The sequence below is a fragment of the Streptomyces sp. NPDC091209 genome (assembly GCF_044757755.1).
GTDB lineage: Bacteria > Actinomycetota > Actinomycetes > Streptomycetales > Streptomycetaceae > Streptomyces.
Genome location: NZ_JBIVVR010000004.1, coordinates 54,823 through 79,591, shown reverse-complemented (window position 1 = coordinate 79,591; position 24,769 = coordinate 54,823). Strand labels below are relative to the sequence as shown.

Annotated in this window: 22 protein-coding genes; 15 read left to right on the top strand and 7 right to left on the bottom strand. The window is 73.2% G+C overall.

Going from position 1 to position 24,769, the window contains the following annotated elements:
• Positions 1–106: 106 nt before the first annotated feature.
• Positions 107–454 (bottom strand): VOC family protein, encoded by a 348-nt coding sequence (locus tag ACIQRL_RS13270; RefSeq protein ID WP_401330981.1) that lies wholly within the window; start codon positions 452–454, stop codon positions 107–109.
• Positions 455–665: 211 nt separating this feature from the next.
• Here ACIQRL_RS13270 and ACIQRL_RS13265 point away from each other — a divergent pair, with 211 nt between their 5' ends.
• The 3 genes from ACIQRL_RS13265 (at position 666) to ACIQRL_RS13255 (ending at position 5,031) form a co-directional block, all read left to right on the top strand.
• Positions 666–2,240 (top strand): FAD-dependent oxidoreductase, encoded by a 1,575-nt coding sequence (locus tag ACIQRL_RS13265; RefSeq protein WP_401330979.1) that lies wholly within the window; start codon positions 666–668, stop codon positions 2,238–2,240.
• Entirely contained in the window at positions 2,237–4,084 is a 1,848-nt protein-coding gene (locus ACIQRL_RS13260; protein ID WP_401330977.1) for a transketolase, read from the top strand. Before ACIQRL_RS13265 ends, ACIQRL_RS13260 begins: the two co-directional genes overlap by 4 nt.
• 191 nt (positions 4,085–4,275) lie before the next feature.
• Entirely contained in the window at positions 4,276–5,031 is a 756-nt protein-coding gene (locus ACIQRL_RS13255) for a GvpL/GvpF family gas vesicle protein (RefSeq protein WP_401330975.1), read from the top strand.
• Between the two features lie 152 nt (positions 5,032–5,183).
• On the opposite strand, the gene ACIQRL_RS13250 is transcribed toward ACIQRL_RS13255, so the two are convergent.
• The 3 genes from ACIQRL_RS13250 to ACIQRL_RS13240 form a co-directional block, all read right to left on the bottom strand.
• Entirely contained in the window at positions 5,184–5,354 is a 171-nt protein-coding gene (locus ACIQRL_RS13250) for a hydrophobic protein (protein ID WP_401330973.1), read from the bottom strand.
• A gap of 43 nt (positions 5,355–5,397) precedes the next feature.
• Positions 5,398–6,219 carry a class I SAM-dependent methyltransferase gene (locus tag ACIQRL_RS13245; protein ID WP_401330971.1) on the bottom strand — a complete coding sequence of 274 codons (822 nt, stop codon included), beginning with the start codon at positions 6,217–6,219 and terminating at the stop codon, positions 5,398–5,400.
• 220 nt (positions 6,220–6,439) lie between these two features.
• Positions 6,440–7,939, bottom strand: coding sequence for a bifunctional phosphatase PAP2/diacylglycerol kinase family protein (locus tag ACIQRL_RS13240; protein ID WP_401330970.1), 1,500 nt, complete (start codon positions 7,937–7,939; stop codon positions 6,440–6,442).
• A gap of 103 nt (positions 7,940–8,042) precedes the next feature.
• Between ACIQRL_RS13240 and ACIQRL_RS13235 the strand changes: the two genes are divergently transcribed.
• The 4 genes from ACIQRL_RS13235 (at position 8,043) to ACIQRL_RS13220 (ending at position 11,760) form a co-directional block, all read left to right on the top strand.
• Positions 8,043–9,662: an ABC-F family ATP-binding cassette domain-containing protein gene (locus tag ACIQRL_RS13235; RefSeq protein ID WP_401330968.1), complete on the top strand. Its 1,620-nt coding sequence runs from the start codon at positions 8,043–8,045 to the stop codon at positions 9,660–9,662.
• Positions 9,663–9,863: 201 nt separating this feature from the next.
• On the top strand, positions 9,864–10,106 hold the full coding sequence (locus ACIQRL_RS13230) for a DUF6158 family protein (RefSeq protein ID WP_401330966.1): 243 nt from the start codon (positions 9,864–9,866) through the stop codon (positions 10,104–10,106).
• The gene (locus ACIQRL_RS13225; RefSeq protein ID WP_401330965.1) at positions 10,103–10,681 is read left to right on the top strand and encodes a TIGR03086 family metal-binding protein; all 579 of its coding nucleotides are present in this window, start codon (positions 10,103–10,105) and stop codon (positions 10,679–10,681) included. The genes ACIQRL_RS13230 and ACIQRL_RS13225 overlap by 4 nt, the downstream gene beginning before the upstream one ends.
• 284 nt (positions 10,682–10,965) lie before the next feature.
• Positions 10,966–11,760, top strand: coding sequence for an RNA polymerase sigma factor SigF (locus ACIQRL_RS13220; RefSeq protein ID WP_401330964.1), 795 nt, complete (start codon positions 10,966–10,968; stop codon positions 11,758–11,760).
• Positions 11,761–11,788: 28 nt separating this feature from the next.
• Here the strand turns inward: ACIQRL_RS13220 and ACIQRL_RS13215 are convergent, their stop codons facing one another.
• Positions 11,789–12,934 (bottom strand): PAS domain-containing protein, encoded by a 1,146-nt coding sequence (locus ACIQRL_RS13215; protein WP_401330963.1) that lies wholly within the window; start codon positions 12,932–12,934, stop codon positions 11,789–11,791.
• Between the two features lie 156 nt (positions 12,935–13,090).
• On the opposite strand from ACIQRL_RS13215, the gene ACIQRL_RS13210 reads away from it, so the two are divergent.
• The 3 genes from ACIQRL_RS13210 (at position 13,091) to ACIQRL_RS13200 (ending at position 16,817) form a co-directional block, all read left to right on the top strand.
• A complete protein-coding gene (locus ACIQRL_RS13210) occupies positions 13,091–13,813 on the top strand; it encodes an ANTAR domain-containing response regulator (protein WP_401330961.1) in 723 nt (240 codons plus the stop codon).
• A gap of 362 nt (positions 13,814–14,175) precedes the next feature.
• Positions 14,176–15,270 (top strand): hypothetical protein, encoded by a 1,095-nt coding sequence (locus tag ACIQRL_RS13205; RefSeq protein WP_401330959.1) that lies wholly within the window; start codon positions 14,176–14,178, stop codon positions 15,268–15,270.
• A gap of 299 nt (positions 15,271–15,569) precedes the next feature.
• Positions 15,570–16,817: an aminotransferase class I/II-fold pyridoxal phosphate-dependent enzyme gene (locus ACIQRL_RS13200; protein ID WP_401330957.1), complete on the top strand. Its 1,248-nt coding sequence runs from the start codon at positions 15,570–15,572 to the stop codon at positions 16,815–16,817.
• Positions 16,818–17,043: 226 nt separating this feature from the next.
• Here the strand turns inward: ACIQRL_RS13200 and ACIQRL_RS13195 are convergent, their stop codons facing one another.
• Positions 17,044–17,673: a DedA family protein gene (locus tag ACIQRL_RS13195; RefSeq protein WP_401331732.1), complete on the bottom strand. Its 630-nt coding sequence runs from the start codon at positions 17,671–17,673 to the stop codon at positions 17,044–17,046.
• Between the two features lie 68 nt (positions 17,674–17,741).
• The gene (locus ACIQRL_RS13190; protein WP_401330955.1) at positions 17,742–18,515 is read right to left on the bottom strand and encodes an MBL fold metallo-hydrolase; all 774 of its coding nucleotides are present in this window, start codon (positions 18,513–18,515) and stop codon (positions 17,742–17,744) included.
• Between the two features lie 84 nt (positions 18,516–18,599).
• Between ACIQRL_RS13190 and ACIQRL_RS13185 the strand changes: the two genes are divergently transcribed.
• The 5 genes from ACIQRL_RS13185 to ACIQRL_RS13165 all read left to right on the top strand — a co-directional run bounded on the left by ACIQRL_RS13185 (position 18,600) and on the right by ACIQRL_RS13165 (position 24,696).
• On the top strand, positions 18,600–19,079 hold the full coding sequence (locus ACIQRL_RS13185) for a hypothetical protein (protein ID WP_401330953.1): 480 nt from the start codon (positions 18,600–18,602) through the stop codon (positions 19,077–19,079).
• Positions 19,080–19,323: 244 nt separating this feature from the next.
• A complete protein-coding gene (locus tag ACIQRL_RS13180; protein WP_401331731.1) occupies positions 19,324–21,363 on the top strand; it encodes an alkaline phosphatase family protein in 2,040 nt (679 codons plus the stop codon).
• 299 nt (positions 21,364–21,662) lie between these two features.
• Positions 21,663–22,724 (top strand): ATP-binding protein, encoded by a 1,062-nt coding sequence (locus tag ACIQRL_RS13175; protein ID WP_401330951.1) that lies wholly within the window; start codon positions 21,663–21,665, stop codon positions 22,722–22,724.
• A complete protein-coding gene (locus ACIQRL_RS13170) occupies positions 22,721–22,882 on the top strand; it encodes a hypothetical protein (protein WP_401330949.1) in 162 nt (53 codons plus the stop codon). The genes ACIQRL_RS13175 and ACIQRL_RS13170 overlap by 4 nt, the downstream gene beginning before the upstream one ends.
• Before the next feature lie 77 nt (positions 22,883–22,959).
• Positions 22,960–24,696 (top strand): hypothetical protein, encoded by a 1,737-nt coding sequence (locus tag ACIQRL_RS13165; protein ID WP_401331730.1) that lies wholly within the window; start codon positions 22,960–22,962, stop codon positions 24,694–24,696.
• Positions 24,697–24,769: the final 73 nt, after the last annotated feature.

The window sequence follows — 24,769 nt, the reverse complement described above, 5'->3', positions numbered from 1 at the left end:
CGCACGGTGGTGTGGGACACCCAAGGCGCGGCGCGTCTCGGGTCCGTGGGTCCCCGGCCCGTCATGTCCCCGGTCCGGTGCGTCTCAGGTCCGGTGCGACCGTGGCTCAGCCCCGGCGGTCCGCGTACTCGTACACCGACCCGTCCGGATGCACGGCGATGAGGTTGCGGCCCCCGGGTGTCTCCACCGGGCCCGCGACCACACGGGCACCGAGGTCGGTGAGGACCCGGCCCGTCTCCTCGACGTCCTTGACGGCGATGGTCGCCGTGACCTTGCGCAGGATGTCGAGTTCGGACTCGGGTCCGCTCATCAGCAGAAAGCAGCCGATCGCGGCGACCGACACACCGCCGCGCTCGAAGCGGAGCGCCCGGCCGCCCGCGAGCCGTTCGTAGAACGGGACCGCGGTCTCCAGGTCGTCGACGCAGACGCGCAGCGCGGCTCCCAGAATCTCCATGAGGACGAGCCTAGTTGGGGGCGGCCCACCGCGAGATCCTTTCGGCCGAACCCCGAACCCCGACCCCCCTACTGCTGGTGCCGGCATGCCTGGAACATCCTGAGCCTCTGGCCGAAGGCCCGCGAAAAGTCTGAGGTGCCCATGTTTGGGCGCCTCGCTCAGGGGGACGCGGAAAGCCCCGTACGACGAGCGATTCCGTCAGAGGAGCACCGTGAGTCGACCCCGCATTCTGATCGTCGGTGCCGGCTTCGCCGGGTACCGGACGGCCCGCGTCCTGTCGCGGCTGGTCCGGCACGAGGCCGACGTCACTCTGCTGAACCCGACCGACTACTTCCTGTATCTGCCGCTGCTGCCCCAGGTCGCCGCCGGTGTCCTGGAGCCACGCCGTGTCACCGTCTCGCTCTCCGGCACGCTGCCCCACGTACGCCTCGTGCTCGGAGAGGCACAGCCTGACGGGATCGACCTCGACGCGCGCACCGTGCGCTACAGCGGCCCGGAGGGCGACAGCGGCACACTGACGTACGACCGTCTCGTCCTCGCCGTCGGCAGTGTGAACAAGCTGCTTCCCGTACCCGGTGTCGCCGAGCACGCGCACGGCTTCCGAGGGCTGCCCGAAGCGCTGTATCTACGGGATCACGTGACCCGGCAGATCGAGCTCGGCGCCGCGTCGGACGACCCGAAGAGCCGTGCCGCGCGCCGTACCTTCGTGGTCGTCGGCGCCGGATACACCGGGGCCGAAGTCGCCGCCCAGGGAAAGCTGTTCACCGACGCGCTGGTGCGCGGGCGGCCATCACGCGAGGGGACGCGACCGCGCTGGCTGCTGCTCGACGTCGCCCCGCGCGTCCTGCCCGAACTGGACGAGAGGCTCTCGCGAACCGCCGGTCGTGTGCTGCGGCAGCGCGGCGTCGACGTGCGCACCAGGACGTCGGTCGAGGAGGCCACCCCCGATGGAGTCCGGCTCAGCGACGGGGAGTTCGTCGACACCCGGACGCTGGTGTGGTGTGTCGGAGTACGGCCCGATCCGCTGGTCGAGGGACTCGGGCAGCCGCTGGAGAGGGGGCGGCTCCTCGTCGATCCCCATCTCCAAGTACCCAGCCGTTCCGAGGTGTTCGCCTGCGGAGACGCGGCGGCGGTGCCCGACCTGGAGCGACCCGGACAATACACGCCGATGACGGCCCAGCACGCCTGGCGCCAGGGGAGGATCGCCGGCCGCAACGTCGCCGCCTCGCTCGGAATCGGCGAGCGCCGCGCCTACCGCCACCGTGACCTGGGTTTCACCGTCGACCTCGGGGGAGCCAAGGCCGCGGCCAATCCGCTGGGAATCCCCCTGTCGGGACTCCCGGCCGCGGCCGTCACCCGCGGCTACCACCTCGCCGCCATGCCCGCCAACCGGGTCCGTGTCGCGGCCGACTGGCTCCTTGACGCCGTACTGCCGCGCCAGGCCGTCCAGTTGGGCCTGGTCCGCTCGTGGTCGGTGCCCCTCGACACCGCCTCGCCCGAGTTGGCGCGGGTGGCGGGAGCACCCGCGGCAGGCGAAGCGCGGGAAGCCCCCGAAGCCCCGGAAACCCCCGAAGCCCCCGAGGCCGTTGAAGCTCCGGAGGTGTCCGCGACGTCCGAAGCGGCTGCGGCGCCCACGGTGCCCGCGGCGCGTGACGCACCGGACGCACCGGATGTACCGGACGCGGCGAACGCACTGGACGCACCGGACGCGGCGGACGCGCCAGGTGCGGACGAGTCGCGCCCGAGCCGATCAGAAGCCGTGAGCCGCTCGGAAGGAGAATCATGAATACCCGTCAACTCATCGATCTGGCCCAGCAATTGCGCGTCGACAGTGTGCGGGCGGCCGATGCCGCGGGCTCCGGGCATCCGACGTCGTCGATGTCCGCCGCCGATCTGATGGCGGTGCTGCTGGCCAACCACCTGCGCTACGACTTCGAACGCCCTCAGCACCCCGGCAACGACCGGTTCATCCTCTCCAAGGGCCACGCCTCACCTCTGCTGTACTCCGCGTACAAGGCGGCCGGCGCGGTGAGCGAGACCGAACTGCTCAGCTTCCGCAGGGCGGGCAGCCGGCTCGAAGGGCACCCGACGCCCCGGCGGCTGCCCTGGGTCGAGACCGCCACCGGATCGCTCGGCCAGGGACTGCCCGTAGGGGTCGGCATCGCGCTCGCCGGCAAGCGGCTCGACCACACCGGGTACCGGACCTGGGTGCTGTGCGGTGACAGCGAACTCGCCGAGGGCTCCGTGTGGGAGGCCGCCGAGCACGCCGGGTACGAACACCTCGACAACCTCACCGTGATCGTCGACGTCAACCGCCTGGGCCAGCGCGGCCCGACCCGGCACGGGCACGACCTGGACGCCTACGCGCGCCGCTTCCGGGCGTTCGACTGGCACGCCGTCGAGACCGACGGCCACGACGTGGACGCCATCGACCGCGCCTTCGCCGAGGCCGAGTCCACCGGCGGCCGGCCCACGGTGATCCTCGCCCGCACCCTCAAGGGCAAGGGCGTGGCGTCGGTCCAGGACCGCGAGGGCCTGCACGGCAAGCCGCTGCCGGACGCCGATCAGGCGATCAGCGAGCTCGGCGGTGTGCACGACCGGCGCGTGGAGGTCCGGCAGCCCCCCGCCGCGAGGACGCTGCACGCGGTACGGTCCGGACATCTCGACCTGCCGCGCTACGACACCGGCGACGAGATCGCCACCCGGGACGCCTTCGGGCAGGCGCTCGCCGCGCTCGGCACCGCTCGCGGCGACATCGTCGCCCTGGACGGCGAGGTCGGCGACTCGACGCGCACGGAGTTCTTCGCCAAGGAACACCCCGACCGCTTCTTCGAGTGCTACATCGCCGAACAGCAGCTGGTCGCGACCGCCGTCGGTATGGCCGCGCGGGGCTGGGTGCCCTACGCGTCGACCTTCGCGGCCTTCCTCACCCGCGCCCACGACTTCGTCCGGATGGCCGCTGTCAGCGGCTCCGGCGTCAACCTCGTCGGCTCGCACGCGGGCGTCGCCATCGGCCGGGACGGGCCCTCCCAGATGGGCCTGGAGGACCTGGCGATGTTCCGGGCCGTGTACGGCTCGACCGTGTTGTACCCGTGCGACGCCAACCAGACCGCGAAGCTCGTCGCGACGATGGCGGACCTGGAGGGCATCCGCTATCTGCGCACCTCACGCGGTGACAGCCCCGTCATCTACAGCGCCACCGAGGAGTTCCCGGTCGGCGGGTGCAAGGTGCTGCGGGCCTCGGCCCAGGACCGGCTGACGCTCGTCGCCGCGGGCGTCACCGTTCACGAGGCCCTGGTCGCCGCGGAGGCACTCGACCGCTCGGGCATCCAGGTCCGCGTGATCGACCTCTATTCGGTGAAGCCCGTGGACCGCGCGACCCTGCGCGAGGCCGCCGAGGAGACCGGCTGCCTGGTCACCGTCGAGGACCACCGGGAGGAGGGCGGTATCGGGGACGCGGTGCTCGACGCCTTCACCGACGGCCGTCCCGTGCCGCGCCTGGTGCGCCTCGCCGTCCGTGGGATGCCGGGCTCCGCGAGCCCGGCCGAGCAGCTGCACGCCGCGGGCATCGACGCCGAGTCGATCGCGGCGGCGGCCCGGCTGCTGGTGGAGACGGCCGTGGTGCGCTGACCGGAGACCGGAGGGCACCATGGTCGGTACACCGTCGGCGCGGGCCGGACCTTCCGCCCGGCGGTCGGGCCGAGCCCGGTCCTCGCGCTCGGCCGGCCCGCTCAGGAAGCCGAGCCCGGGCGAGCCCGGCCTTCGCGCTCGGTGCGGCCCGCTCACGGAGCCGGGGCGAGTGGAAGCGCGGGAGGAGACCCATGAGCGCTCTGCGCTATGTCTACGCGATCTGCCGCCCCTTCGAGGCGGCGCTGTCGGCCGAGCTGACCGGAGTCGCGGGCGTTCCGCCCAAGCTGCTGCGGCACGGCGACCTGATCGCGGTGGTCGGACCGGTTCCCGAGCGGGAATTCGCCGCGGAGCCGCTCCGACGCCGCCTGGAGGACGTCCACTGGCTGGAGGCGACGGCTCGCGCCCATCAGGGTGTCATCGACGCGCTCACCGCCGTGACCAGCCCGCTGCCGCTCCGGCTCGCCACCGTGCTCCGGGACGACAGCGGCGTCCGCGTGATGATGGAGGAACGCGAGGCGGATTTCCTGCGGACCCTCGACCGGCTCGACGGGCGGGTGGAATGGGATGTGAAGGTGCATGTTCCCCGGACCTCCGCGAGTTCCGGGGAAACCTTGGAACGCGCGGATGAATTCACGCACCGATTGCACGGAATTCTTTCCCGGTGTTCCGAGGAAACGCGGCTGCGCACCCCGCGTGATCCGGCGCCTTCCGAAGGCGCGGACGCGGAGGTTCTCGACGCCGCCTATCTTGTGCCGCGCGCGGAGTCGGAGGAATTCGTGGAGCGGGTGAACGGAAGTGCTCGTGAGGAGCCGGGGGTACGGGTGGAGCTGACAGGGCCGTGGGCGGCGTACTCCTTCACGGGCTCCACGGGACTGACCGGCTTCATGGGCTTTACGGGCTTCACCGGCTCTTCGGGCTGTACGAGGAGTACGAGGAAAACGACGTGACCGTACCGCCCACCCGGTACGTGACCGTACGTATCGCTCACCCGGGACGTGACCGTACCCCTCACCCTGTGAGCGGCAGGAAGGGCGGCCCGAGGTCCAGAACCGTCCTGGACCTCGGGCCGCCCATGGCCTCTCCTCCGGAAGGGGAGGGCCTACCACCTGTACCAGCGGCCCCTGCCTCCGGAGGCACTCGTGCCGCGCATCAGGAATCCGAGCAGCCACAGGACGATGACCACCAGCGCTATCCACCACAGAATCTTCAGTGCGAATCCCGCACCGAAGAGAACCAGTGCGAGCAACAGGACCAGCAGGATAGGAACCATAGTTGTTGACCTCCTGCGTTCCGTGTTTCCCGATATCGCTGGATCAGACTTCCTTTCGGCAGAGAATTTCTCCGTGCAGTACGGAGAACCAGCCGTCCTCCTGACGCCCCCACTCCCGCCAGGCGTCCGACACCGCCCGCAGTTGTTCCGTGGTCGCGTGACCCCCGTCCGTCGCGCGCTCCGCGTACGCCGAGGCCAGCGTGCGGTCCGCCCACAGACCGCTCCACCATGCCCGCTCGTCCTCAGTGGCGAAGGTCCATGTGCTCGACGTGGCGGTGATGTCCCGGATCCCGGCGGCCAGTGCCCACGATTTGAGACGCCGGCCCGCGTCGGGCTCGCCCCCGTTGGCGCGGGCGACCCGCAGGTAGAGGTCCTGCCAGTCGTCCATGCCCGGTACCGCCGGGTACCAGGTCATGGCCGAGTAGTCCGAATCGCGGACGGCGATGAACCCGCCCGGTCTGGTGACCCGGTACATCTCCCGCAGCGCCTGCACCGGATCGCCCACGTGCTGGAGCACCTGGTGGGCGTGGACCACGCAGAACGTGTCGTCCGGGTACTCCAGCGCGTGGATGTCGGCGACCGTGAACTCGACGTTGCGCAGGCCGCGTCCGGCCGCCACCCGGCGTGCCTCGTCCAGGACGCCGGGCGCCTGGTCGACGCCGGTGACCTGGCCGTCCGGCACCCGTTCGGCCAGGTCGGCGGTGATGGTGCCCGGCCCGCAGCCGATGTCGAGGATCTTCATGTGCGGCTTCAGCGAGTCGAGCAGGTAGGCCGCCGAGTTCTCGGCGGTGCGCCAGGTGTGCGAGCGCATCACCGACTCGTGGTGGCCGTGGGTGTAGACGGCGGTCTCCCGCGCCTTGGGCATGACCGTTCCCCTTCTCGTCGTACGAGGCCTCGTCGGGGCGTGTACGCACTCCCCGAGGCGATGTCATCACCGTACGCGCTCATGTCGAATAATGAGACCAGTATCTCGCCATGTGGACGTCAGCTGTGGGGTGTTGTACGAAGCGGAGGGTCGGGGGAGTCGGGCCGCCGGTGCCCGAGGGGGCCGTGGTCGGCGCGAGCGCGTACGCGGGTGGGCGGCGTCAGTGCGCGGGAAGCGGGCGGTAGACGGTCAGCGCCCCGGGGCTCTTGCGCAGGGTCACCTCGCCGCTCACCTCGGTGACTTCACCGTCGTAGGCGAGCAGCGTGCCGGGCGCGACGCCGTCGATGCGCAGACGGCCCACCCGTACGGCCGCGTGGGCGGGGGAGCGGGTGAGCGGGCCGGCGAAGGCGGCGGCCAGCAGACGCACCGCGGGATGGCTGCCGCCGTGCACGATGCGCACGTCGAGGCGGCCGTCCGCGAGGTCGAAACGCCGGGCGGGCGCCAGGCCCATCCGGTGATAGGTGCCGTTGCCGGCGAACAGCAGCCACAACGGGTGGGTACGGCCGCCCAGTTCGGCCCGCAGCGGGTGATGGTCGGCGCGCAGCACGCGCAGGGCGCCCAGGACGCCCGCGGGCCAGCTCCCGATCACGCCGGACCAGTTCTCCCGCTCACGCACCAGCTCCGGATAGATGCCCAGGCTGCAGGTGTTGAGGAAGATGCCCTCCGTGCCGCCGGACGCGAACCGGCCCACGTCCACCTGGACCGCCTCGCCCTCCTGGAGCGCGCGGACCAGGTCGCGTTCGCCCTCCACGCCGAGGTCGTGGGCGAAGTGGTTGAGCGTGCCGCCCGGCAGCACGGCGAGCGGGATGCCGTGGCGCAGGGCGACCTCGGCCGCGGTGTTCACCGTTCCGTCGCCACCGCACACGCCCAGCACCCGGGCGCGGGTCGCCGCCTTCTCCAACTCCTCCTGTATGTCGGAGGGTTCGCACTCCACGATCTCCGCGAGCGGCAGCGCTCCGGCCAGCGCGCCGACCCGCTCCGAGCTGCGCGAGCCCGTGTTGGCCACCATGACCAGGCCCTCGCCCTCGGCCAGTGCGGGCGCGTCGGTGCGCGGACGGCCGGGCGGGGTCACCTGGTCCCGGGTGGGCACCAGGCCGCGCACGGCGTACGCGGCGCCCACGCCCAGCGCCGCGCCGGCCAGGACATCGCTCGGGAAGTGGACGCCGGTGTAGACACGGGACAGCGCGACCGCCGCGGCGAGGGGCGCGACGACCGCGCCCCAGCCGCGGGACTCCAGCGCCACCCCGGTCGCGAAGGCGGCGGCGGAGGCCGCGTGCCCCGACGGGAACGAGGTGGTGATCGGCTGCCGCTTGAGCTGCCGGACGGCAGGGACCGGGTCCAGGGCGGGGCGGGTGCGGCGCACCGAGCGCTTGCCGATCGTGTTGATGGTGGCGGAGGCGAGGGCGAGCGAGGCGACACCCCGTGCGGCGGCCCGGCGGGCCCGCGGAGTGCGGCTCGCCGCCACGGCGGCGGCCGTCGCGAACCACAGGACACCGTGGTTCGCCCCGCGGCTCAGCCGCGGCAGCACGGGGTCGCCGCCCGGCCAGTGCCGCGCCGCGACCGCCTCGAAGAGCCGGCAGTCCACGGCGAGCAGGCGGTCCCGAAGGACGTGGCGGCCCGGTACCAGGGCGGTCAGGTCGACATCTGGGGTCGGTGTCATGCGGGTCCGTCTACCCCGGATCGGGCGGTTCCCGCCCCGGCGCCGGGGCGGGAACCGCATACGCGTTTGCCCCGCACCCCCGCTCCCCGGAGAATGCCTGCCCATGGGACATCTCGAAGCCGCACACCTTGAGTACTACCTTCCCGACGGGAGGGCGCTGCTCGGCGATGTGTCGTTTCGGGTGGGGGAAGGGGCCGTCGTCGCCCTGGTCGGGCCCAACGGCGCCGGCAAGACGACACTGTTGCGGCTGATCTCCGGGGAGCTCAAACCCCACGGGGGGACCGTCAACGTGGGCGGCGGGCTCGGCGTGATGCGCCAGTTCGTGGGCTCCGTACGCGACGAGACGACCGTGCGGGAACTGCTCGTCTCGGTGGCCCCGCCCCGGATCCGCGAGGCGGCCAAGGCCGTGGACGCCGCCGAGCACGCGATGATGACCGTCGACGACGAGGCGGCACAGCTCCGCTACGCGCAGGCGCTGTCCGACTGGGCCGAGGTCCGCGGATACGAGTCCGAGACCCTCTGGGACATGTGCACGACGGCCGCCCTCGGCGTCCCCTACGAGAAGGCGCAGTGGCGGCTGGTCCGCACGCTGTCCGGGGGCGAGCAGAAGCGCCTGGTCCTGGAGGCGCTGCTGCGCGGCACCGACGAGGTGCTGCTCCTCGACGAGCCGGACAACTACCTCGACGTGCCCGGCAAGCGCTGGCTGGAGGAGCGGCTCAAGGAGACCCGCAAGACCGTGCTGTTCGTCTCCCACGACCGTGAACTCCTCTCCCGCGCCGCCCAGAAGATCATCAGCGTCGAGCCCAGCCCGGCCGGCGCGGACGCCTGGGTGCACGGCGCCGGTTTCGCGACGTACCACGAGGCCAGGAAGGAGCGGTTCGCGCGCTTCGAGGAACTGCGCAGGCGCTGGGACGAGAAGCACGCGCAGCTCAAGAAGCTGGTGCTGAACCTCCGTCAGGCGGCCGCCGTCAGCCATGAGATGGCGTCCCGCTACGCGGCGGCGCAGACCCGGCTGCGCAAGTTCGAGGAGGCCGGACCGCCTCCGGAGCCGCCGCGCGAGCAGGACATCAGGATGCGGCTGCACGGCGGGCGGACCGGAGTGCGGGCCGTGACCTGCAAGGGACTTGAGCTCACCGGCCTGATGAAACCCTTCGACCTGGAGATCTACTACGGCGAGCGCGTCGCCGTCCTCGGCTCCAACGGCTCGGGAAAGTCACACTTCCTGCGGCTGCTCGCGGGCGGCGACGTCGCGCACACCGGCGAGTGGAAGCTCGGCGCCCGCGTGGTGGCCGGCCACTTCGCGCAGACGCACGCCCACCCGGAACTGGAGGGCCGCACGCTCCTCGACATCCTGTGGACCGAGCACTCCCAGGACCGCGGAGCCGCGATGTCCCGGCTGCGCCGCTACGAGCTGACCGCCCAGGCCGAGCAGCGCTTCGAGAAGCTGTCGGGCGGCCAGCAGGCCCGTTTCCAGATCCTGCTCCTGGAACTGGAGGGCTCGACGGCCCTGCTGCTCGACGAGCCGACCGACAACCTCGACCTGGAGTCCGCGGAGGCTCTCCAGGAGGGCTTGGAGGCGTACGAGGGGACGGTCCTGTCGGTCACCCACGACCGCTGGTTCGCCCGTTCCTTCGACCGCTACCTGGTCTTCGGCTCGGACGGCCGGGTACGGGAGACGCAGGAGCCGGTGTGGGACGAGCGCCGGGTGGAGCGCGCCCGGTAGCCCCAGGGACCCGCGGATCCCGGGCCCGGTCGGGCGTCGAAGGCCGGGCCAGGCTTCGGAGAGGCCCGGCACCCCGGATGTTCGTAGAGTGGGGGGAGTGGGTCTCGATCCACGGCTCCCTCCCGGACGCCGCTCGGGGCAGTGTCTGCCCGGCGCGGGTGCCCGGACCGCACCGACGGCCACGACGAGCGGGGTAGCACCATGACCGGAGTCGACCCGGGCCGGCTGGACGACCAGCAGCTGATGAAAGAGCTGGAGGCCATCCACCGCACCCGCCACGACACGCTGCTGCACGGTTCGAACGACGCGCTGCACACGCACAACCTGCGCATGGCCCAGCTCGAGGGCGAATATCTGCGCCGCCACCCGCGCCGACCCGTCTCGGCGGGCCGTACCCGTGACGGCGCCCGGGAGCGCGGACCCGCGGGGGTGCCGCCGGCATGACCGACCCCGACCCGATCCTGACCCGGCAGGCGGAGGCCATGGAGCTCTTCGGCCGCCGTGTCCACGCCATCCGTGAAGAGCAGTGGGACGCCCGCACACCGTGCACCGACTGGAGCGTGCGCGACCTCGTCGGCCACCTGGTCTCCGAGCAGGCGTGGGTGCCCGCACTCGTCCGGGACGGAGCCACCGTCGACTCCGTCGGCGACAGCCTGGAGGGCGACCTGCTCGGCCCCGACCCGGTCGCCGCCTGGGACACCGTGGCCGACGTCTCACGCGCCGTGTTCGCCGCGCCCGGCGCGCTCGACCGCACGGTTCATCTCTCGTTCGGGGACATGCGGGCGGGCGACTACTGCGCGCAACTGGTCACCGACCTGACGGTCCACACCTGGGACCTGTCCCGCGCCATCGGCGCCGACGAACGACTCCCCGAGGAACTGCTCTCCTTCGCGGTCGGGGAGGTCGCCCCGCACGCGGCGGAACTGGAGAGCAGTGGACTCTTCGCGGCCCCGGAGGAGCCTCCGCCCGGCGCCGACGTCCAGACGAAACTGCTCTGCCTGGTCGGCCGCCGTCCCTGATCACCCGGGCGCACCCGCTGTGAGCGCGTGGTCGTGATCGGTGACCGCCGGGCTGTGATGTCGCGGTCACCCCGGGCCCCGAGGAGACGGACGGTCCGGCTCGGGGGAGAATAGGAAGGTGTTTGTCCCGCATGGCGCGGGGCAGACGCTGTTGCAGTGCTTCGGACAGGAGGCACGTCCGTGGGAGCGGCAATCCGCGCCATGGGTGTATCCGTCCGGCGTACGGGTGCGTTCCCACGATGACTGTCCATCACACGGCACCATCAAGGGAGTTGCGACGCACCATGCGAACTCAAGCGAGCGCGACGCACCATCCGCACGACGACGCCCCCGACACCGCGGAGGCATTCCGCAGGCTCGCCACGCTCCCCGCGGGTCAGCGGCGCGACACTCTCCGTGCCGAGATCGTCGAGTCCTGGCTGCCGATGGCCGAACGGCTCGCGGGACGCTTCCGCAGCCGCGGCGAGAGCTTCGAGGATCTGCGCCAGGTCGCGGCGCTCGGCCTCGTCAAGGCGGTGGACCGCTACGACCCCGAACTCGGCAACGCCTTCGAGAGCTACGCCGTGCCGACCATCACCGGCGAGATCAAACGCCACTTCCGGGACCACATGTGGACGCTGCACGTGCCGCGCCGGGTCCAGGACCTGCGCAACCGGGTCAGGTTCGCCAGCCAGGACCTGTCGCAGACCATCTCGGGCCGTCGGCCCACGGTCGCCGAGATCGCCGAGCACGCCCACATGAGCGAGGAGGACGTCCTGGCGGGCCTCGAGGCCCTGGAGAGCTTCACCGCGCTCTCCCTGGACGCCGAACTGCCGGGCAGCGAGGACGGCTACTCCCTCAGCGACGCCCTCGGTTCGCCCGACCCGGCCCTCGACACCGTCATCGACCGCGAGGCCGTCAAGCCCCGCCTTCAGGCCCTGCCCGAACGGGAACGCGCCATCCTGTACATGCGGTTCTTCAGCGACATGACCCAGAGCCGGATCGCCGACGAACTGGGCATCTCCCAGATGCACGTCTCCCGCCTCATCAGCCGCTGCTGTACCCAGCTGCGCGACCAGATCATGCGCGACGCGGCCTAGCCGACTCCAGGCCGAGAGGCGGGTCGGTTCAGTCCGACCAGCCCAGCCTCAGGGCGATGTGACGGGACATCAGGTCCATGGCCTGCGCCTCGGCCATCGAGAAGGGGACCCGGCCGCCGGTCCGGAAGAGCGTCAGCACTCCCCGTACGGGACCGGACGCGCCGGGCAACGGCACGCACAGCAGGGACGTCACGTCGGCCCGGACGAGGACCGGGGCGCCCGAGGCGTCGAGGCCGAAGGCGTCCGGGTCCTCGGGACGCACCTGCAGAGCCGTGGAGCCGCCGCGTACCGCCTCCGCGACAAGGGGGCACGCGGCGGGATCCTGCGCGGCCACGGCCGCCGCCTCCTCGTCGTACCCGGACGGGCCGAGGACCGTCGTACGGGACAGCCGTCCGTCCCCGGCGTCGGCCACCACCCAGTCCGCGAACCGCCCGTGCAACACCCCGGCCGCGCGGTCCAGCACCGCCGAACGGTCGCCGTCCGGACGGCCGAGCAGCGCCGTGGACATGGCGTCCACCAGGTCCATCAGCGCCGCGTGCCGTGTGGTCGCGGACAGATTCGGCACCGTCCGCCCCGGCGCACCTCGCCCCGGTGCGCCCGGGGAAGCCGACGGATTCCCCTCGTCCACCGGCTGGAGCGCCACGAGTACGGCGGTCCGCGGCTCCCCGCTGGGCCGCAACGCGGCGAGCGTCGCCCGCACGGGCACAGAGGGCTCCTGCTGGAGATGCACGGTGAGCCCGCGGTCGCCCTCGCCGCGGGCCACCGCCGCTGCCTGGGACCGGAACGCGGCCCGGTCGGCGTGCGCGAGGAACCCGGTCAGCGGCCGGCCGGTGGCGTAACCGGCCCGGACACCGGTGAACGAGCTCGCCGCGAAATTCATCCGGCGCACCACGCTCTCGCGGTCCACCAGCACGACCGGCACCGGCACCCGCTGGAACAACGCCTTCAGGAGCTGCTGCTCCTGGCGGTCCACGGAGCCGATCCCGGAGGGACCGGCCGCGGACAGCCGCTGGAACTCCGGCCACAACTGCTCGGCCACATGGTCGAGTTCGAAGATCGCCGCGTCGAGCACCGTCGGCAGCTCCTGGGCGGGCACGGACCGCGCCGCCTTCAACTCCGAGACGCGGCGCACGAAATCCGCGAGTTCTTCACCGAATTCGTCCGTCTGCGCCATGCGATGAACGTAACGCGACCGGGCCACGGCGTGGGGGGCGGGGGTGGAACCCGCGGGACTTGTCCGCGCAGGTGGGGCACTCCGTTCCGGCCTGGGCGAGAGTGCTCGTTTTCGCGGCAGTTGAGCGGGAAGGCGTGGAGTGAGGAGGAGTGAGCCATGCCGGAAACCGATCAACTGGGCGTTCTGGGACCGGAATCACCCGAGTCGGCCCTTCCCGGGAGAAGGCTCTCGGAACTGGCCGAGCAGGCCACGCGCTGCGTCACGGACTGCTGCGGTGCCAGCAGCATGGTGTCCGGGGGCGGCACGGAACGGCCCGCCGCGGTGACCCACCCCGACCTCGCCGGACTCGTCTCGGTACAGCTCCGCTCCGGCGACGGGCCGATCCCGGCCGCTCTGGAACGCGGCGAACCCGTCGACGCGGCGGACCTGCTGGCCGAGGAGCGCTGGCCCGCCTATCGGGCCATGGCCCTCGACGCGGGTGTGCGCTCCAGCGTGACCATCCCCTTTCGCCGTTCCGGGCTGACCGTCACCCTCAGCCTCTACAGCTTCCGGCCCGGCGCCCTCGACGGCGCCGGGCACGGAGCCGCCCGCGCCCTCGGCGACCACGCCGCGACCTGCCTGGTCCGCGACCGCTCGTACCGCGCGGCGCTCACCGAACTCGACCAGCTCGGGACCGCGCTGCGCTCCCGGCCCGTCGTCGACCAGGCATGCGGCATGCTCATGCACGTCCTGGGCTGCGACGCGGACCGGGCGTTCGCCGTCCTGCGCCGGATCTCCCAGGGCTCCAACCGCAAGCTGTCCGAGGTCGCCGCGGCGGTCGTGGACAAGCGGGGACACGGACTGGGCCTGGAGAGGGAACGGGTGTCCCAGGCCGGCTGACGACTGACGGGCGGCGACTGTCGTACGGGCCGCGGCACGGGGGCGTACGGCTGCATGGGCGGCTGTCGTACGGGCCGTGGGGGGGCGACTGCCGTACGGCCTGCGGAGGCGGCTGTCGTACGGGCCGCGGAGGCGGGTGTCGTACGGCCCGCTGGTGGGGGCGGGTTGCGCGTGGCGGCGTCGGCGGACGCCGTACACCGGGCGACGGCCGCAGCGGCGCGCGGCGTCACCCGCTCGGGCCCCTGTTTTCCCGCGAATGGTGCCCGGCCGTTCGCGCCCGGCGGGACGGCGGGCTCTGATGGGCCCGAGGGACACGACGGCCGTGGCCCTCGGACCGCAGCCCCGCCGAAGGAGCCCCGCTCATGCGCCGTACCGCCCGTGTCCTGTACGCCACCGCCCTGGCCGGCGCCGCCCTGGGCGCCGCCGCGTCGGGCGCGTCCGCGGATCCGGCCGCGGAGGTCAGCCCGGGCTCCGTCGAACCCGGCGGCACCGTCACCATCACGGTCACCTGCGACGCGATCGGGGGGACCCCGCCCGATGCCATCGACGCCAGCTCCCAGGGCTTCCAGGAGGGCAAGGTCCAGCTTCACCGCGTCGAGGGCACCGACCCGAGCGCCGTCGGCGCCGCCTCCTACAGCGGTACGGCCCACGTCTCGTCCGGCGGGTCGGACGCGGCGCCCGACCCGGCCGCGGACTCCGCCACGGCGGGGTCCGGCGCGGGGCGCGGCTCCGACGAGGTGAGCCCCGGCGCGTCGGGCCCCGGCGCGTCGGGCCCCGGCGCGTCGGGCCCCGGCGCGTCGGGCGCCTCCGACGCGAAGAATCCCGGCGCCGGAAGCGCGGACGTGCTGGGCCCGGCCGTCGGGGGCTCGGACACCGTCGCCCCCGACGCGCCGGCACCCGCTCCCGTCGCCGGCGACCCCGCGGTCCCCGACCCGTCGACCCCCGACGCCGTGGGTCCGGAGACGGTCGGTCCGGACACCGTGGGTCCGGACAGCGTGGGACCGGACAGCGTGGGACCGGATGACGTGGGCCCGGACACCGTCGGCCCCGACACGGTCGGCCCGGACACCGTGGCTCCCGACACCGCGGCTCCCGGCATCGTGGGCCCGGACAAGGCCGGCCCGGACGCCGGCGGCGCCGGCGGGCCGTGGAACGTGGACGGCGTCTGTCCCGCGCCGCCCGGCGGGCACGGGAAACAGTGGACAGCCGCGTACTCCGTGAGCCGGGGTGCCACGGCGACGCACGGTCCCGACAACGGGACCGGCTCCGATTCCGGCGTGGGTACGGGCACCGGCGACGGTGAGCGTCCGCCCACCGTCCAGGGGGGCGTACATGCCGGTGAGGGCGGCGTGTTCACCGACTCCGTGCCGGCTCTGATCGTCGGCAGCGTCCTGATCGCCGGGGCCTTGGGCGCGGCCGGGTACCGGCTGCACCGGCTGCGTCACCGGCGGACGTAGCCGGGAGGGCGGCACGGTGACGGTCCACGGCATGGCAGGTGACGATGTGACGGGCGCACTCGCCGGTCAACTCACAGGAGCAGCGGCAGGAGCGTTCCCGGGAGCACGTACGAGAGCACGGACGAGCGCACGGACGAGCGCATCCATGGGACGGCATGCCTCTGCGTGCTGAGCGGCCCACGGCGCCGGCCGGCGATCCGCGCGAAGTGAGCTGTACGAGGGGACGAAGGCACCCGGAACCGTACGGACGGGCAGGCTCCGGAACAGCGAACGGCGGCACCCACGGTGCGGAGGCAGGTATGCGGCGGACGGCCCCGGAAGGCCATGGACCGGTCCGGTACGGGCCGCCGCTGCCCGACCAGGGCCTGCCCGTGCTGCCGGAACTCCGCTCGGTGCTGGCCGCCGCCGCGGACCGTTCGGACACCGACCTCTTCGGCGGCGGCCCCGCGCTCCTCGACGCCGCCCGCGGCTACTGGACCCGGCGCGGACTGCCCGCCGCACCGGACCGCGTGGTGGCCGCCCCCGGAGCCCCCGCGCTGCTGCTGGCCCTGACCGGAGCGCTCGGCGGCGACGTCCTCGCGCCCCGCCCGTGCGCCGCTTGGTGGGCGCCGCAGGCACGCCTGCTCGGCAGAACCGTGTTCCATGTCGCGACGCCCGCGGAGTGCGGCGGAGTCCCCGACCCGTACGCCCTCCTGGAGACCGTCCGCAGAGTGCGAGCGGAGGGCGGCGACCCACGCCTGCTCCTGCTGTCCGTGGCCGACGACCCGACCGCCACCGTCGCCCCGCCCGAGGTGGTGCACGAGATCGTGGAGGTCGCGGCGGGCGAGGGGCTGCACATCGTCAGCGACGAGACCTGGCGCGACACCCTGCACCGGCCGCACGACACCGTGCTGCTCAGCCCCGCCGAGATGCTCCCCGACGACGTCACCGTGCTCACCGACCTCGCGGGCGCCTTCCTGCCGCAGGGCTGGCCCGCCGCCGTCGCCCGCTTTCCCGACAACGACGCGGGCGCTCTGCTGCGTTCCCGCGTCCTCGACGTGCTCACCGTGCTCGGCGCGCGCGTCGCCGAACCGGTCGCCGCGGCGGCCGCGTACGCGCTCGGCGAGCCCACCGCGGTCACCGAACGGCTCACCGCCGCCGTACGCCTGCACGCGCGGGTGGCCGACGCCGCGCAGCGCGCGGTGGGCGCCGCGGGTGCCGTCGTGCGCCCCCCGCAGGCCGGCCGGCACCTGTACGTCGACCTCGGCCCGCTCCGCTCCGCCCTCGGCGCGCACGGCGTCGGCGACGCGCAGGATCTGGAGGACTACCTCTCCGCCCGGCTCGGCATGCCCGCGCCGGGCGGACACCGCTTCGGCGACGACCTCGCCGCGCTGCGGGTGCGCCTGGGCACCGGGGCGCTGCTCGGCTCCACCGACGAGGAGCGGGAGGAATCCCTCGCCTCCCCGTCGCCCCTGGAACTGCCGCATGTGCACGGTGCGTTGACCCGGTTGGGGTCGGCCTTCGGCGATCTCCACGACGACGCTCAGCGACGGGAGTCCCCTCGATGACGCGGCCACTGGGGCACGTTCGGGCTCTCGGCGGAACCGGTACTGGAGCCCCCGCGGCGCGTGCGGGCCGCCTGGGAACGGGCGGGCCTGGCCCGGGAGGACCTCTGGGATCCGGCGGTCCGAGGCTCCCGGGTACCGGAGCGACCGCGCCACCGCCGAGGGAGGCGCGTCCGCGGCGCCCGGACGGGAAGCGACCGCGTCCCCCTCGTGGAGGAGCGACCGCGTCCTACGAGGGCGGTGTCCCCCGGAACCTGCGCCACACACTCGGCGCCGCGCTGATCGCCAGGGTCAGGGCCACCGCCGCCACCACGCCCTCCCACGGCTCGGGGAAGAGCGAGCCGCCGAGGATGCCGATGATCTGGTAGGTGGCCGCCCACGCGAGACAGGCCGGGATGTCTCCACGGGCGAAGACGCGCATCGGCATCCTCGCCATCAGACAGGCCAGCATCACCGGAATGCGGCCCGCCGGAACGAGGCGGGACAGGACGAGGACCGCGATGCCGTGCTCGGCGAGCTTCCGCTGCGCCCGGGCGAGCCGGTCCTCGGGGGCGCGCTCCCGGATCGCCTCCAGCCAGCGCGATCCGTTCTTCGAGCCCATGCCGCGCCGGCCGAGCCAGTAGAGCGATATGTCGCCGAGGAACGCGGCGACCGAGGACACCAGGAAAACCGCCAACAGCGCGAAGGGCGACGTCGACGTCCGATGGAAGGCCACCACCGCCGCCGAACTGACCAGCGCACCCGTCGGCACCACCGGTACCAGCGCCCCGATCAGCACCAGCAGGAACAGGGACGGATATCCGATCGCCTGCTGAGTGGAATCCGGCGGCACGGTCGGGGCCGCGGCGGACAGGAACATCACCGGCGCCGTGCCCTTGGCCGACCGGAGGAGATCGGGGACCACCGCCCCCACGGCGGGCCAGGGGATCACCGAGCGGCCTCCGGACGCACGCTCTCGCCGTGCCCCAGCAGGTGTACGGCCACGTGGGGCGCACGTTGGGCGGCCAGGCGCACGAACTCCTCACCCGGCGCATGGAATTCATGGGGGCGCACGGCATCCATCCCGATGGGCCAGAACGTGCCGTAGTGCACCGGCACAGCGCTGCGCGGTCGCAACGCGGCGAGCGCCTCGGCGGCACGCCCCGCGTCGAGATGTCCCTCCCCGAGATACGGACCCCAGCCGCCCACCGGCAGCAGCGCCACGTCGACCGCACCGACCTCTTCGGCCATCGACGCGAACAGCCCCGTGTCCCCGGCGAAGTACGTCCGCGCCTCGCCCTCGACCACGTACCCCACGGCGGGGGAGCGGTGCGGTCCGATCGGCAGCCGCCGTCCGTCGTGCCGCGCCGTGACCGTGCGGACGACCAGGTCACCGACCCGGGTGCGATCACCGGGCGCGACCTCGGTGAGCCGCAGATGGTCCAGCCTGCGCAGTCCTGGCACCGAGCGCGGGGCGCCGCGCGGCACGAGCAGCCGGGTGCCCGGGGCCAGTCGCGCCAGTGACGGCAGATGCAGATGGTCGGCGTGCAGATGGGAGACGAGTGCCACGTCGGCGACCGCCGCCGGGGGAGGGGGCGCCGCCCCGCGCCTGCGCCGCAGGTGCGCGAGCCGGCGCGCGAAGAGGGGATCGGTGAGCACGCGTGTACCGGAGTCCTCCAGCGTGCAGGTGGCGTGCCCCCACCAGGTGATCTCCACCGGCACCTCTTTGCCTCCTTCGCACGACTCCCCCCGAGCCTACGGGCAGGAGTAGGGTCTGCGGCGAAACCCGGAGGTGAGGGGGACGCCATGAGAGACGCTCGCGCTGCCTCCGGCACGCACGCCCTCGACCGCTCGCACGAGTGGATCGGCCCCGCGTCGCGCCCCCCGTCGCTTCGCGTCACGGCCATCGCGAGCCTGACGCCGCTGGAGGAACTCGACGCGGACCCCTTCCTCGTCGACTCCCGCAGCCAGCACGCGATGTGCGCCCGCTGGGCCGCCGAACAGGGCTACGTCGTCACCCGGGAACTCCTCGTACGCGGTCTGCGCCCCGACCACCGCAGCCTGTGGGCGGACGTCGAGGCCGGTCTCGTGGATCTGTTCGTCGCGCCCAGCCGCCGGGTGCTGGAGCGCGCGCTGGCCTCGGTCGAGGAGTTCACCGCGGAGTGCGTGCGCCGCGGCGTGCGCGTCGAGACCGTGGGCACCGCCGAACCGTCGTACGACGCGCAGATGAAGGCCCGGGTCCACCGCCGCCTGTCGATGCCGACGGCCGGATACGACGGCCGCTGAGCTCTCCCCGGAGACAGAGCCCTGAGAACGTTCCGCGGGGAGCTGTGAGGGAAACCCTGGGGGACTCCTTGCGGCTTTTGGGGACTTCTGGGGATCTCCGGCCGTTGTGACAGGGTGGGAGCGGGCCGCGGGGACCGGGCGGGCCGGGACGTGAGGTGGTCTGGGCGTGGACGGAGGACGGTGGCGGCGCGTCGCCGGCGCGGCGGGGCGGAGTATCACGGTGTGGGCCGTGTCCACGGTCACGATGCTCGTCCTCGCCGGTGTGCTGCCCGATTTCCGGCTGCAGTCGGCCGGCGGGGACAGCGCGACCCGGATCGCCGTCACCGCGGCGGTCGGCGCGGGCGTCTTCGGCCTCCTGTCGGCGCTGGTGTGGCCGCTGCTCGTGCGGGCCCTGCTGCTCGTCCCCGCCCTGGTGCTCGGTCTGCTCGTCTTCTTCCTGAACGGCTCGCTGCTGCTGATCGCCCTGCGGCTCAGCCCCTCCGGACACGGTGAGGCGGCCCCCGAGACCGCCGTGGTCGTGGCCGCCGTGATGTCCGCCGTCGCCTCGGCCACCGGCGGCGCCCTCGCCGTACGGGACGACGACGCGTACCGCCGCCGGCTCTACCGGCTCGCCGACCGCCGCCGTCGACGCCTGACCGGGCGGCCCGGTCCCTCGACGCACGGTGCCGTCTTCCTCCAGCTCGACGGGGTGGGGCACGACGTGCTGCGCGAGGCGATCGGCAAAGGGCTGATGCCGACCGCCGACCGATGGCTGAGCGGGCCCCGCCCCACCCACCGGCTCACCCCGTGGCGCACCGACTGGTCCAGCCAGACCGGCGCCAGCCAGCTCGGCATCCTGCACGGCACCAACCACGACGTCCCGGCCTTCCGGTGGTACGAGAAGGACACCCAGGAGGTCATGGTCTGCAACCGGCCGAACAGCGCCGCGGAGCTGCAGCGGCGGGCCGTCGCGCGTACCGGTGACGGCGGGCTGCTCACCGTCGACGGTGCGAGCCGCGGCAACCTCTTCAGCGGCGGCGCCGACGAGCTCGCCCTCGTGCTGTCCGTGGCCGCGCGCAGGGGACGGGACAACCGATCGCGGGCGGGCTACTTCGCGTACTTCTCCGACCCGGCCAACGCCGTCCGTACGGCGATGTCGTTCGTCGCCGAAGTCTTCAGGGAGACGGGCCAGTCCACCCGGGCCCGCGTCGAGCGTCGACGGCCCCGGGTCAACCGCGGCGGCCTGTACCCGTTCATCCGCGCCTTCGCCACCGTCGTCGAGCGGGACGTCGTGGTCGCCGCGGTGATCGGCGACATGCTCGCCGGGCGCAACGCGGTCTACGCGGACCTGGTGGCGTACGACGAGGTGGCGCACCACTCCGGGCCGCGGAGCCGGGACGCCGAGAAGATCCTGGAGCGGCTCGACCGGTCGCTCGCGCTCATCGAGAAGGTCGCCGAGCACGCCCCGCGGCCGTACCGGATCGTCGTGCTCTCCGACCACGGCCAGAGCCCGGGCGAGACCTTCCAGACCCGCTACGGCCTCAGCCTCGGCCATCTGGTCCGGGCCGGCTGCGGCCTGCCCGTGCCCCGCAGGGCCCGGCGGACGCACAGCGGTGCCGAGGCGCGGACCACCGTGCGCGCCGCGCTGCGCAGGCCGGTCGAGGAGCGCGAGGAGCGCCGCGAACCGGCGGGGCGCCGCCCCGAGCCCCTCGTCCTGGCCTCCGGCAACCTCGGTCTCGTCTCCTTCCCCGACGTTCCGCACCGGATGAGCCGGGAGGAGATCGACCGCCGCCACCCCGCGCTGCTCGCCACGCTCGCCAACCATCCCGGCGTCGGCTTCCTCCTGGTCCGCAGCGAGAAGTACGGCGGTCTCGTGCTCGGCGCGCACGGCGTCGAGGTGCCGGTGGACCACCTCGACGACGAACACCCGGGCCCGCTGGCCGACTTCGGCCCCGGCGCCGCCGACGCCGTGCGGCGCACCCACGCGTTCCCGCACGCCGCGGACATCATGGTCAACTCCTCGTACGACCCCGCCGAGGGCGAAGTCCTCGCCTTCGAGGAGCAGATCGGCTCGCACGGCGGACTCGGTGGTGCCCAGGGGAGACCCTTCCTGCTCTCCCCGGTCGCCCTGTCCACGCCGGTCGGCCCGGACGCCGAACTCGCGGGCGCGGACACCGACTTCGTCGGCGCGGACACCGAACTCGTCGGCGCCGAGCGGGTGCACGACGTGCTGCGGCGCTGGCTGCGCGAGTGCGACGGCCCCCAAGTACCGCTGCCGGCCCGCCCGGACGAGCAGGCCGCCTGAGCGGGACACTCCCCGGTGGCCCGGTGGCCCGGTGGCCCGGTGGCCCGGTGGCCCGGTGGCCCGGTGACCAAGCGGGTGGGTGGCGGAGTGATCGGGCGGCGGACTGATCGGGCGGCCGGGCTCCGGGTGGCCGTTGGCGAGGTCGCGCGCGTCGAAAGGGCGACCCGGGTCCGGGTGGCCGGTGACGGGATCGCGCGCCTCGAAAATGGGAGGCGGTGAGCGGACCTCCGCGCCCACACTGTGCGCATCGACGCCGCGCCTCTGCGCGCCTCTCTCGAACGCCCCCAAGGAGCTCGCCTGTGCAGGCAGCCGTCACCGTCACTCCCGCCCGTATCCCGGAGCTGCTGCTCGGACTCGCCACCGTGCGGCCGGTCTTCCTCTGGGGCGCCCCCGGCATCGGAAAGTCTTCCCTGGTACGGGAGTTCGCCGAATCGCTCGGGCTGGAGTGTGTGAGTCTGCTGGGCACGCAGCTGGCCCCGGAGGACCTGATCGGCGTGCCGCAGATCCGCGACGGACGCTCCGTCTTCTGCCCGCCGCAGGCGATCGCCCGCGACGAGCCGTACTGCCTGTTCCTGGACGAGCTGAACGCGGCGACCCCCGATGTGCAGAAGGCCTTCTACTCGCTGATCCTGGACCGCCGCATCGGTGAGTACGAGCTGCCCAAGGGCTCCATCGTGATCGGCGCGGGCAACCGCGCGACGGACAACGCGCTTGCTCGCCCGATCGCCTCGGCCCTGGTCAACCGTCTCACGCACGTCCACCTGGAGGTCTCCCCGAAGGACTGGCTCGTCTGGGCGGCCGCGAACGACATCCACCCCTGGGTGCTCGACCACCTCACCGACCGGCCCGACCATCTGTGGTCCAGGCCGCCGAAGACGGAGGAGCCGTTCTCCACGCCGCGCTCCTGGCACATGCTCTCCGACGCGCTGGGCTCCTTCGGCCCCGCGATCGACGAGGAGACCCTGAAGGTGATCGCCCACGGCACGCTGACGCCCGCGCACGCCGTCGCCTTCTGCGGCTACGTCAAGATCGTGCGCAGCCGGTTCGGCATCGAGGCCATCCTGAAGGGTGACGCCCGTTGGCCCTCCCGCATGGAGGACCGCGACCTCCTCTACTACCTCGCGGAGTCCTTCCGAGGCCGGCTCGTCAAGGAACTGCCCGCCGACCGGGAACACCTCTCGGCGAACGCCCGCCAGACGGCGTACCGCGCCAAGTCCCTGCTCGTCCAGCTCGCCGAGATCTCCGTCGAGGTCGCCCAGAGCGTCATCGCGTCCGACGCCGACGGCAATCCCGTCCTGCCCGCCTGGTTCCTGGTGGAGGCCGCCCGGGACATGCCGCGCCTGGTGGAGGCGCGCCAGTGAGATCCCGTACGACTCGGAACCCTCGTAAGTCCGTCGGGGCGGCCGGGGCAGCGAAGACGGCCGGAGTGGTCGGGGCGGCCAAGGCGGCCGGAGTGGCCGGAGTGCCTGGGGGCGTCGTGGCGGCCAAGGCCGTGGAGGCCGTGGAGGCCGTGCGGTGAGCCGTTCCCGCAAGGCCGAGGCCAAGACCGGCGCGAAGAGCCAACCCGATCCCGCCGCCGAGGCGTTCGCCGAGGGGATGCGGCTGGTGCGGGCCAACCGCGCGCTGGCCGCCATCGGCTTCAGCACCTGCCGGCAGGAGACGTGCACCATGGCTCCCCGGAACGGACTGGTGGCCGTCGACTCCGACGGGACCGTGCACGCCAACCACACCGTCCGCGCCGAACCCACCGCCTGGGCCTGGGCCGTGGCGCACGCCGTCATCCATCTGGGCTTCGGCCATGTCCCCGCCGCGGCCGGCACGCGCGAGCAGCCGGACCGTTTCGACCTGGCCGCCCGCTGCGTGGTGGTGAACCGCTTCCTGCTCGGCTTCCCGGTGGGCCTCACCCCCGAGGAGCTCCCGGCCTCCTACCCCGACGGCGACGAGGAACGGCTCGCCGCACGCTGGCGCCGCGACGGCATCCCGCCCATGTACGAGCACTGCGGTACGGCGGGCGGCGAGCCGGACCAGGTGCTGGTGCCCTGGAACACCTGGATGGGCGGTACCCCGCCCGACTGGCAGGTGGCCTTCGCGCACGCGCTGACCCGCACCATGGCCGACGCGATGGACGTGGCGGGCGGCCGGCGGGCGTCCATGCGCGGAGGACCCACCCGGCTCCAGCCCTGGGAGCGGGCGCTGAGCTGGTTCGTCTCCTCCTACCCGCTGCTCGGCGGCGTCGCGGCGGGCATCACCCTCGTCGCCGACGCCGAGATCGCCCGCGCCTACGACATCTCCGTCGCCGCCGTCGACACGGAGGCGGCCGAGATCTACATCAACCCGCTGCGCGATTTCAGCGACGAGGAATGGCGGTTCGTCCTCGCGCACGAGATGCTGCACGCCGCCCTGCGGCACGGCGACCGCTGCGGCACCCGTGATCCGTACCTCTTCAACATCGCCGCCGACTATGTGATCAACGGCTGGCTGTGCGAGATGCGGATCGGCACGATGCCCGACGGGCTGTTGTACGACGCGGAGTTGAAGGACCTCTCGGCCGAGGAGGTCTACGACCGGATCGCCGGCGATCTGCGCCGGATGCGCCGCCTCGCCACGCTGCGCGGCAAGGGAGCGGGCGACATCCTGGGCGGGCCGCTCGGCTCGCCGCGCGACTATGTCGACCTCGACGAGTTCTACCGGCGCGGTCTGGCCCGGGGTCTCGATCTGCACCAGCAGCAGGAGCGCGGGTTCCTGCCCGGCGGTCTGGTCGAGGAGATCCGCGCGCTCAGCCATCCGCCGCTGCCCTGGGACGCCCGGCTCGCCCGCTGGTTCGACGAGTTCGTACCCCGCCCCGAGCCCCTGCGGTCGTACGCACGTCCCTCCCGCCGGCAGGCGGCCACCCCCGACATCCCGCGCGCGGGCCGCTGGTTCCCGCCCGAGGAGATCGCCCGCTGCACCTTCGGCGTCGTGCTCGACACCTCCGGCTCCATGGACCGCACGCTGCTCGGCAAGGCGCTGGGTGCCATCGCCTCGTACGCCGAGGCCCGCGACGTACCGGCCGCCCGCGTCGTGTTCTGCGACGCCGCGCCGCACGACGCGGGCTATCTGCCGGTCACGGAGATCGCCGGACGCGTGCGGGTGCACGGGCGCGGCGGCACCGTGCTGCAGCCGGGCGTCGACCTGCTGCACCGCGCCGACGACTTCCCGCCGGGTGCGCCCGTCCTGGTGATCACGGACGGATACTGCGACGTGCTGCGGGTGCGGCGCGAGCACGCCTATCTGATCCCGAAGAGCGCACGGCTCCCGTTCACCGCGCGCGGACCGGTCTTCCGGGTGACCTGAGCAGCCCAGGCGTCCGGGCGACGCTGCGTCAGCAGACCCTCTCCCGGCCCCCGTCGGGGAAATCCCGGACACG

Excerpts from the sequence above, each read along its gene's own strand:
- ACIQRL_RS13225 (WP_401330965.1), top strand. The coding sequence starts at position 10,103 with ATGACCGACCCCGACCCGATCCTGACCCGGCAGGCGGAGGCCATGGAG.
- ACIQRL_RS13215 (WP_401330963.1), bottom strand. The coding sequence starts at position 12,934 with ATGGCGCAGACGGACGAATTCGGTGAAGAACTCGCGGATTTCGTGCGC.
- ACIQRL_RS13220 (WP_401330964.1), top strand. The coding sequence starts at position 10,966 with ATGCGAACTCAAGCGAGCGCGACGCACCATCCGCACGACGACGCCCCC.
- ACIQRL_RS13240 (WP_401330970.1), bottom strand. The coding sequence starts at position 7,939 with ATGACACCGACCCCAGATGTCGACCTGACCGCCCTGGTACCGGGCCGC.
- ACIQRL_RS13270 (WP_401330981.1), bottom strand. The coding sequence starts at position 454 with ATGGAGATTCTGGGAGCCGCGCTGCGCGTCTGCGTCGACGACCTGGAG.
- ACIQRL_RS13250 (WP_401330973.1), bottom strand. The coding sequence starts at position 5,354 with ATGGTTCCTATCCTGCTGGTCCTGTTGCTCGCACTGGTTCTCTTCGGT.
- ACIQRL_RS13165 (WP_401331730.1), top strand. The coding sequence starts at position 22,960 with ATGCGGCTGGTGCGGGCCAACCGCGCGCTGGCCGCCATCGGCTTCAGC.
- ACIQRL_RS13260 (WP_401330977.1), top strand. The coding sequence starts at position 2,237 with ATGAATACCCGTCAACTCATCGATCTGGCCCAGCAATTGCGCGTCGAC.
- ACIQRL_RS13245 (WP_401330971.1), bottom strand. The coding sequence starts at position 6,219 with ATGCCCAAGGCGCGGGAGACCGCCGTCTACACCCACGGCCACCACGAG.
- ACIQRL_RS13235 (WP_401330968.1), top strand. The coding sequence starts at position 8,043 with ATGGGACATCTCGAAGCCGCACACCTTGAGTACTACCTTCCCGACGGG.
- ACIQRL_RS13180 (WP_401331731.1), top strand. The coding sequence starts at position 19,324 with ATGCTCGTCCTCGCCGGTGTGCTGCCCGATTTCCGGCTGCAGTCGGCC.
- ACIQRL_RS13210 (WP_401330961.1), top strand. The coding sequence starts at position 13,091 with ATGCCGGAAACCGATCAACTGGGCGTTCTGGGACCGGAATCACCCGAG.
- ACIQRL_RS13195 (WP_401331732.1), bottom strand. The coding sequence starts at position 17,673 with ATGTTCCTGTCCGCCGCGGCCCCGACCGTGCCGCCGGATTCCACTCAG.
- ACIQRL_RS13230 (WP_401330966.1), top strand. The coding sequence starts at position 9,864 with ATGACCGGAGTCGACCCGGGCCGGCTGGACGACCAGCAGCTGATGAAA.
- ACIQRL_RS13200 (WP_401330957.1), top strand. The coding sequence starts at position 15,570 with ATGCGGCGGACGGCCCCGGAAGGCCATGGACCGGTCCGGTACGGGCCG.
- ACIQRL_RS13255 (WP_401330975.1), top strand. The coding sequence starts at position 4,276 with ATGAGCGCTCTGCGCTATGTCTACGCGATCTGCCGCCCCTTCGAGGCG.
- ACIQRL_RS13205 (WP_401330959.1), top strand. The coding sequence starts at position 14,176 with ATGCGCCGTACCGCCCGTGTCCTGTACGCCACCGCCCTGGCCGGCGCC.
- ACIQRL_RS13185 (WP_401330953.1), top strand. The coding sequence starts at position 18,600 with ATGAGAGACGCTCGCGCTGCCTCCGGCACGCACGCCCTCGACCGCTCG.